The following is a 7,485-nucleotide window of genomic DNA, read 5'->3' on the forward strand; positions in this document are numbered from 1 at the left end:
CAGGAACACTGTTTTACTGAAATTATAATTAATACATTATGACGGACTAACAAGGCAGTTATGTTTAAAAAACTTTCCCTCAAGCACAAGCTGGCGGTCTCTGCCGGGCTTGCCATTATTATCGGTGGCTTTCTGGTCGAGGCGCTTTCTTTTAGAGCCTCTTTGTCGCGACTCGATACAGAAGTGGCGCAACGACTAGAGAGTACAACAGCGTCGTATAATCAGTATGTGTCGGATTGGGTGGCATCCAAAGAGCGAGCCATGACATCACTGACCCGCGAAGCGGACCCAGACAACATGGTTACTCACCTCAAACAGGTTCGCGATTCGGGCGGATTTGATAATGTCTTTCTCGCGTATCCGGACGGTAGCCAAGATAATGCCAATGGGGTGGTGTTGCCGCCGGGTAATGACGACCCTAGAAAATGGGGCTGGTACACCAATGCCAAGGCTTCGCCGTCTAATGTGTTTATGGATAATCCAACGGTAGCTGCAGCAACGGGGGCGAATGTTGTCTCATTGGGTAAGGCATTGCAGTTTAATGGGCAAACCTTGGTGTTGGGCGCAGATGTAGAGATTGGCGATATCATCGAGGGCTTGGAGAAAGTTATTTTGCCTGGTAGTGGTTATATGTTTATTGCCAACCAGGATGGCAATGTTTTTACGCATGCGAACACCGATCTGCTTAATCAATCCATTAGTGAACTAGGGTTATCGTTTAATACGATAAAATCGGCGATGAATTCCGGTGGGAGTGTCACCGCTGAGGTAGGCGGCGCTGAAAGTGTCGTATACGCAAAAGCGATCAAAGATACCGATTTGATCACGGTGACCGTCATTAATTACGACTCCTTAGTGGCACCACTGTTTGATGCGGTATGGGGACAAATTGCGGTCACTATTGCGGTTGTTATTGCATGTACGCTGTTATTTAACTTACTGGTTAATATACTGTTTAGGCCGTTAACCAATGTTTCCAACGCGTTGGAGCAAATTGCTCATGGTAGCGGTGATCTTACGCAACGGATTGAGGTAGAAAGCGACGATGAAGTGGGGCAGTTGGCAAAAAACTTCAACACTTTCGTTGGCAGTATGCATCAGCTCATCAGCCATATTCGTGAACAAGCGCAGCAGTTGACCTCACAATCAGATAGCAGTACGGAACGCGCTCGCCGTAACGTGGATGATATTAATCAACAGCAACAAGAAGTCACTATGGTGGCCACGGCGGTTACTGAACTGGCCTCCGCCACGCAAGAGATTGCTTCTCACGCGGAGCACACGGCCAGTACAGCGCAAGCGTCGACGGAGAGTACCGATAACGGGCGTGCGGTGGTTGAAAATACCAAAACATCGATCACACGCTTATCGGATGAACTCAAGCAGGCGAGCACCATCGTTGCCGAGTTGGACAAACACTCGCAAGAGATTTCAACCGTATTATCGACCATTCAAGGTATTGCCGAGCAAACCAATCTGTTGGCATTGAATGCGGCGATCGAGGCGGCACGTGCGGGTGAACAAGGTCGCGGTTTTGCGGTGGTAGCCGACGAAGTTCGTATCTTATCGCAACGTACACACGCGTCCACAGAAGAAATTAAATCAACGATCGAGACCTTGCAAACCACAACTGCTAGCGCTGTGTCGACCATGGAAAGCAGTTCATCCCTGGCGGGCGATTCGGTTGCTGATGTTGATAAAGCTACTGCGGCGCTGAGTGAAATTGATGCGGCGGTAAATCAGATAAGTGATATGGCGACGCAAATTGCCACGGCAGCGGAAGAGCAGACTCATGTCACGAGTGAAATCACACAGAATATTACCTCAATCAAGGACGTGTCTGAGCACTTAGTACACAGCGCTAACGATACCTCACAAGAGGCGGATAATCTGCGTCATCAAGCCACCAAACTGAACGACAAAGTCTCGACCTACAAGCTGTAGGTTCGATGATTTATTGGTGTTAAGCTAATCACGTAGGCCAGCGTTCACCTTGGTACCAACATGGTGAACGCTTTTTTTTGAAAAAAATGCAAAAAACAGGGAACTTCTGAGACAGTAGTCAGTCACAAAGGGTACTGAAGCAATTAAAAAAGGTTTTATGTTAACCCTACTGCGACATTTTCGTACATCTTTTATCTTCTTTCTACTCGGCATCGGTTGCCTGCTCGCTTTCAACCTTTCCACACCACAAATAGCTGCAAACAGTTCGATACAAGAGCTATTCGCCTTCATTCCTCTTGCATGGTTGTTTTTAGGCATGAGTGCTGTCACCTTCTTCTTGAATATGGTGCAGACGATGCTGGGGATTAAACGCCAACACATTGACTGTTAATGCCATCGATTATTAATACCAAGGTCCAGAGGAAGCAAATGATACAGCGTAATGGCCGAGAGCTGGATATTGATATTGGTAATAAGCATTTTGCGATTCAGCGTCGTTATGAAGCCTTTGGTGCATTTAACGACCTGTTGATTGCGATCTGGTTTTTGATTGGAAGCTTCTTTTTTCTCAATGATGCATTGATAGAAAGCGGCACCTGGCTCTTTATCGTCGGGAGTGCGCAGCTTCTGCTCAAGCCGAGTATCAAATTAACAGGATTGGTGCACGTCTCACGCGTGCAGCAACGTGTTCAAAAGCAACGTGTTCAAAATAACTGATGTTCATATGTGAATCACAGATATATTGAAGATGATGAAAAAGGCGGGTAAATGCTCCCGCCTTTTGTTTTTCTATGCGTTAGCCGAACACCTGTAGCTGAAGGGCAACAAAGAAGCCAATCGATATCCCGACGACTAATAACGTTGATAAACGGGTGCACGCTAAGCCAATGGCAACCACCGCGCCTAGCAAATAAGGGTTGGTAGTAGAGATAGCCAGTTTATCTTCGGGAAAGAAGACAATCGGCACCCACAGCGCGGTCAATACCGCCGGTGCTGAGTAGGTAAGTAGCCGTTGCAATCGAGGACCGATGCGCACAGGTACACTGCGTGCAAGCAGAAGGTAGCGCACGGAGAAGGTGATCAACGCCATGGCAACGATCATTAACCAGTAGTTCATGATGTCATCCTCCTAGCGGGTAGCGATTCAGCGAGCAACCCCGACGCCATGCCAATTCCGGTTGCCATAATCAGCGCATGAGGGATCTGGTAATAGGTGAGTAGCAACATGCTTAAACCGCTCGCTAAGGCGCACAGTAAAACGGGCCGTGTTTTTATACTGGGTACCGTGAGCGCGATGAATGTTGCCGCAATGGCAAAGTCGAGCCCAATAGCTTCCAATGCTTTAAGTTGTGACCCCGCCAAAATGCCCGCTAAGGTGGCAAGATTCCAACCGATGTAAAACGCCGCGCCGGTATAAAGGGCATAATGTTTAGAAAACCTGTCGTGCTTGCGAGTGTGTGCGGTTGAAAGTGCATACATTTCGTCAGTTAATAAGAAGCCAAGGCCGAGGCGCCACTTGAGAGGCAAAGGGGTAATGTACTGACGAAAGTGTGCGCCATATAACAGGTGGCGTGCGCTGATCACCAAAGTAGAGCCCAACACGGCGGGTAGGCCAGCCGCACTGCCGACCATCATGGTGCCGGACAACTGCACTGCACCCGCGAAAACGAGTAATGACATCGCCTGTGTTTGCAAGGCACTAAAGCCCATTTGCAGCCCTAATGAACCACATAAAATTCCCCACGGGAGAACGGCGAGGCAAAGCGGACTAACATCGCCTAATGCGCGCCATAGCGATGCTTTGGGAGCATGCAGCTCTTGTGCAGCGTTATGCATAGGTCACCTTCTTGTTGTGTTTTTCGTCTAGTCTAACCGACCCAATGATAATGATGGTTAGGTTTTTTGGCGACGAGCCCCTCTTTTTGCAATTGAGTAAAAAGATTATCGACAGTGTCTTGGCTTAGCGCATACTCAGTGCTTACCGCTTTTTTACTACAGCGTATCGTTTTGGCAGCAAGTGCGGTTTTTATATCGGTGTAGGGGAACCCAAGCGTCTCATCGTTAGGCGTTTCAGGCAAGGAGGTTGCCTGGCCTGAGGTCGTCTGGGTCTCGCTCGATGTTGCAGGTGCAGTCGCGTTTAAAGGATCGCTGTGTGGGTGATGGTACCAGTGGCGAAAGCGTTGTTCCTCACCGATGACGCCAACAAAAAAAGCCGCGAATAAATCTAATAATACGGAAAGAAATATCACCAGCCAAGATTGGGCCTGATCCGTGCTCACCCCTAAGGTATTGGCGAGATTACTGATTAGTCCTAAAACGGAGCCTTGAGCCACCGCCGGTAAACTGTCACGCGTTAATGCCAGTTGTTGTTGTTCTTTGCGCAACTGGGTGTTTTCCCGTTGTAGCCGTGCTACACCCGTCGCAATTCTATCTAGTTCAATATACCGTTCAGCGGCCTCGTTATTCAGTGCAATTTGCTGCTCAATTGCTTCAATTTGGCGGTCATAAGCCGCGACCTTGGCTTGGCCTTGTTGCTGCTCACTCTGTGCTGCATTCGTGGCACTGTTAATGCCGCCGATGCTACCGCCAATCGAGATTAGAGCCAAAATGAGATAAAAACCGAGTGCCGAGGCGGCGCCAGTATAGTTACCGTGGGCACGACGTTCGCCAAACTCATACCAAGCATAAAACTTACCTGCTTCAAAAATGACAGCAAGCGCGCCAAACAACCACTGCATTAACGGGTTGTCATCAAGCGAGAGAAATAAAAGGAGCGAGAAAATCGTTGAGGCCACAATCGCGGCACTGGTAAAGCTGTAAACACTCACTATCGAAAAGCGGCCCTTTGGGAAACGATAGTTATCTCGAGGGAAAGGCCCGGCAACTGGATTCATGCTGTCTTTTTATCCTGACGAAATGAAGAAGTCGCAAAGCCTAGCGCAGATCGTGGCGTTTGTGTGTTAGTCAGGTGTGAAAATTCGAATGAACGCCTGATTCCTCACCAACCTGCGTTAAAAGGCATCGTCACTCAGTAAGGATCTGCCTATTCGTCACTATCACGGATTATCGAGCCGCACTATTTCCTCTCTATCGAGGAAAATGTCATAGTAAGCCTTTCATTAAGGCAAATGCTTATAGCTGAGGAATACAGGTATGGATCTTGATAATTTTCATGCTCAGTTGTCCGCGTTAGAAGCCGAGCTGTTGGCTGAGCTAGAGGTGGGTGAACAAAATGGGGCGGATAGTACGATCATATTAGATCAACAAAGTGTAGGCCGCTTGTCGCGAATGGATGCGATGCAGGGCCAACAGATGGCGATTGAACAAAAGCGGCGTCGAAAAGAACGCTTATTACAGGTTAGAGCGGCGTTGTTGATCAAATCAGTCACCTAACGCACTGATCCCAATGTGATTACTCCCATCAATCAACTCGGTAACTAACAGGCATACCAAGTCTTATGACTTTGTTTATCGCTTTCACGTTGGCCAATGCTTCGCCAACTTGTGCATCGTAGTTACGTAGAGTCAGCTCAGGGCTGATTAACGTTTTGTATCGAGACANGCGGCGTTGTTGATCAAATCAGTCACCTAACGCACTGATCCCAATGTGATTACTCCCATCAATCAACTCGGTAACTAACAGGCATACCAAGTCTTATGACTTTGTTTATCGCTTTCACGTTGGCCAATGCTTCGCCAACTTGTGCATCGTAGTTACGTAGAGTCAGCTCAGGGCTGATTAACGTTTTGTATCGAGACATGCCTGTTTCTGACAGGGAGCGTTGGTGATAACCCTCTTCTTGTTTCCAGTCTTCCAAGTTACCCGATTTCAAGGCGCTGACGGCTGCATTGCGAGGGTGGCCGTCCTCCCAGTAACCCGCATTGCTGCGCGGTGGAATGGTCGGTTTGATGCCTTTTTTCTTGAGCACCTGATGACAGGCTTTCGTATCGTAAGCGCCGTCAGCACTGACTTGGGCAATTTTTCGTCGTAACGGATTGAGCAGCGTCGGTAGGGCTTCATTGTCACCGACAGATGCCAAGCTAACAACGGCAGAAATCACTTCATGTGTACTGTCGTCAATCGCAAGATGCAGCTTGCGCCAAACACGGCGTTTTTCTTGGCCATGTTTGCGCATTTTCCATTCCCCCTCGCCGAACACTTTTAAACCGGTGGCATCAATGACGACGTGAGCAACGGGCCCACGACTGGGTAATCGGTAGTTAACCTCAACCGTCTTCGCCCGTTTGCTGATACAACTGTATGACGGCGATTTTAGCGGCACGTCCATCAAGCCAAATATCGAGTCGAGAAAGCCTTGCAGGGCGCGAAGAGGGAGTTTGAAAATACCTTTAACCATCACCGCTGTTTCAATGGCACCATCGGTAAACGTAAAGCCTCTGCCTCGTTTGCCATGATGCTTTTTGCAGTGCCAGCCCTGGATAGCGGCGTCATCAACCCAAAAGGTAATCGAACCACGGTTAACTAATGCCTGATTGTATTGCTTCCAGTTGCTGATTTTGTACTTGGCTTTGCTCATCATCGGTGACCTGTTTTGAGGCTTTGATGATCTGATCGCCGCTAGAGTGATAAGTTCAATGATTTAGGAAACAACGCCGGTTTTTGCAGTGCCAGCCCTGGATAGCGGCGTCATCAACCCAAAAGGTAATCGAACCACGGTTAACTAATGCCTGATTGTATTGCTTCCAGTTGCTGATTTTGTACTTGGCTTTGCTCATCATCGGTGACCTGTTTTGAGGCTTTGATGATCTGATCGCCGCTAGAGTGATAAGTTCAATGATTTAGGAAACAACGCCGACAGTGGCCAGTATCTTAGCTCAGACCCGATAGGGTTTGCGGGTGGATTAAGGCCGCAGGCGTATGTTGCCAACCCTCTGGAGTGGGTGGATCCGTTGGGGCTGACCCCATTAAATCAGGGGGGATTCTCGGTCTATGGTTTGTATGATGAAGGTGCTAGTAAACCGTACTATATAGGAATATCAAATAACCCTACTAAACGAGAGTTACAGCACTTATCTTCTGGCCGTTTAGCTGGAGATGCTCAGCTAGTCGTGTTAGAGAGTGATTTAAACTATGCTCAAGTGAGAGGTTATGAACAGGCGTACATTGAAGAATATGGCACTAAAACTGGTGTCAGAGGAAAAGATATATCAATTACAAACCGCGGTAATAAAGTTAATTCTTTTGATAAAGAAAGAGTAGATGCCCGAGGAGTAGCTTTTAATGATGAGTATAATAAAGCTAAGATTGATATTAATGGAAGAAAACCCAGGAAAGAGTGTAATAAGTAAGGCGGATTTGTCATGAGAAACGTATCAGAGAAAGATGTGTATGCTATCCCTTTAGGAATACCAGATGTTTCAGATGCGACATCTATGTCGAAAATGAAACCTCAGGATATCAGTTCTAGTTTTGCATATTGTGCAGTGGTAAGGAAAGAAGATTCAATTGGTTTAAAGATAATCATATCGAGTGAGATTGATGGTTGGAAAAATAGTGTAGATAAAAGAATATTTGATCAT

General features: G+C 47.5%; 10 protein-coding genes and 2 pseudogenes. 6 read left to right on the forward strand and 6 right to left on the reverse strand.

What is annotated here, in order from left to right:
- Nucleotides 1-60 precede the first annotated feature (60 nt).
- The 3 genes from BZG80_RS05490 (at nt 61) to BZG80_RS05500 (ending at nt 2,661) form a co-directional block, all read left to right on the forward strand.
- Entirely contained in the window at nt 61-1,944 is a 1,884-nt protein-coding gene (locus BZG80_RS05490; protein ID WP_077461279.1) for a methyl-accepting chemotaxis protein, read from the forward strand.
- A gap of 157 nt (nt 1,945-2,101) precedes the next feature.
- Entirely contained in the window at nt 2,102-2,335 is a 234-nt protein-coding gene (locus tag BZG80_RS05495) for a DUF3955 domain-containing protein (protein WP_021022767.1), read from the forward strand.
- A gap of 38 nt (nt 2,336-2,373) precedes the next feature.
- The gene (locus BZG80_RS05500; protein WP_077660201.1) at nt 2,374-2,661 is read left to right on the forward strand and encodes a YrhK family protein; all 288 of its coding nucleotides are present in this window, start codon (nt 2,374-2,376) and stop codon (nt 2,659-2,661) included.
- 79 nt (nt 2,662-2,740) lie between these two features.
- Here BZG80_RS05500 and BZG80_RS05505 read toward each other — a convergent pair whose 3' ends face one another.
- Genes BZG80_RS05505 through BZG80_RS05515 form a run of 3 tightly spaced genes read right to left on the reverse strand, consistent with a single transcriptional unit; the run spans nt 2,741 to nt 4,838 of the window.
- Nucleotides 2,741-3,061, reverse strand: a complete 321-nt coding sequence (locus tag BZG80_RS05505; protein ID WP_077576527.1) for an AzlD domain-containing protein — start codon at nt 3,059-3,061, stop codon at nt 2,741-2,743.
- Nucleotides 3,058-3,780 (reverse strand): AzlC family ABC transporter permease, encoded by a 723-nt coding sequence (locus tag BZG80_RS05510; RefSeq protein WP_077461281.1) that lies wholly within the window; start codon nt 3,778-3,780, stop codon nt 3,058-3,060. Before BZG80_RS05510 ends, BZG80_RS05505 begins: the two co-directional genes overlap by 4 nt.
- Before the next feature lie 32 nt (nt 3,781-3,812).
- On the reverse strand, nt 3,813-4,838 hold the full coding sequence (locus BZG80_RS05515; protein WP_077678918.1) for a Preprotein translocase subunit SecY: 1,026 nt from the start codon (nt 4,836-4,838) through the stop codon (nt 3,813-3,815).
- A 259-nt stretch (nt 4,839-5,097) separates the two neighbouring features.
- Between BZG80_RS05515 and BZG80_RS05520 the strand changes: the two genes are divergently transcribed.
- Nucleotides 5,098-5,337 carry a hypothetical protein gene (locus tag BZG80_RS05520; protein WP_077678919.1) on the forward strand — a complete coding sequence of 80 codons (240 nt, stop codon included), beginning with the start codon at nt 5,098-5,100 and terminating at the stop codon, nt 5,335-5,337.
- Between the two features lie 28 nt (nt 5,338-5,365).
- On the opposite strand, the pseudogene BZG80_RS15725 reads toward BZG80_RS05520, so the two are convergent.
- The 3 genes and pseudogenes from BZG80_RS15725 to BZG80_RS16075 form a co-directional block, all read right to left on the reverse strand.
- Nucleotides 5,366-5,500 (reverse strand): annotated as a pseudogene (locus BZG80_RS15725) (IS5/IS1182 family transposase); the annotation flags it as partial.
- Between the two features lie 64 nt (nt 5,501-5,564).
- Nucleotides 5,565-6,482, reverse strand: a complete 918-nt coding sequence (locus BZG80_RS05525) for an IS5 family transposase (protein ID WP_077678924.1) — start codon at nt 6,480-6,482, stop codon at nt 5,565-5,567.
- Between the two features lie 82 nt (nt 6,483-6,564).
- Nucleotides 6,565-6,681: pseudogene (locus BZG80_RS16075) on the reverse strand (IS5/IS1182 family transposase); the annotation flags it as partial.
- Between the two features lie 174 nt (nt 6,682-6,855).
- On the opposite strand from BZG80_RS16075, the gene BZG80_RS05530 reads away from it, so the two are divergent.
- Nucleotides 6,856-7,254 carry a hypothetical protein gene (locus tag BZG80_RS05530; protein ID WP_158011529.1) on the forward strand — a complete coding sequence of 133 codons (399 nt, stop codon included), beginning with the start codon at nt 6,856-6,858 and terminating at the stop codon, nt 7,252-7,254.
- 12 nt (nt 7,255-7,266) lie between these two features.
- A partial coding sequence (locus BZG80_RS15835; RefSeq protein WP_131827543.1) for a hypothetical protein occupies nt 7,267-7,485 on the forward strand: 219 nt, incomplete at its 3' end.

The organism is Salinivibrio sp. MA440 (assembly GCF_001996265.1).
In the GTDB taxonomy this organism is placed as follows: domain Bacteria; phylum Pseudomonadota; class Gammaproteobacteria; order Enterobacterales; family Vibrionaceae; genus Salinivibrio; species Salinivibrio costicola.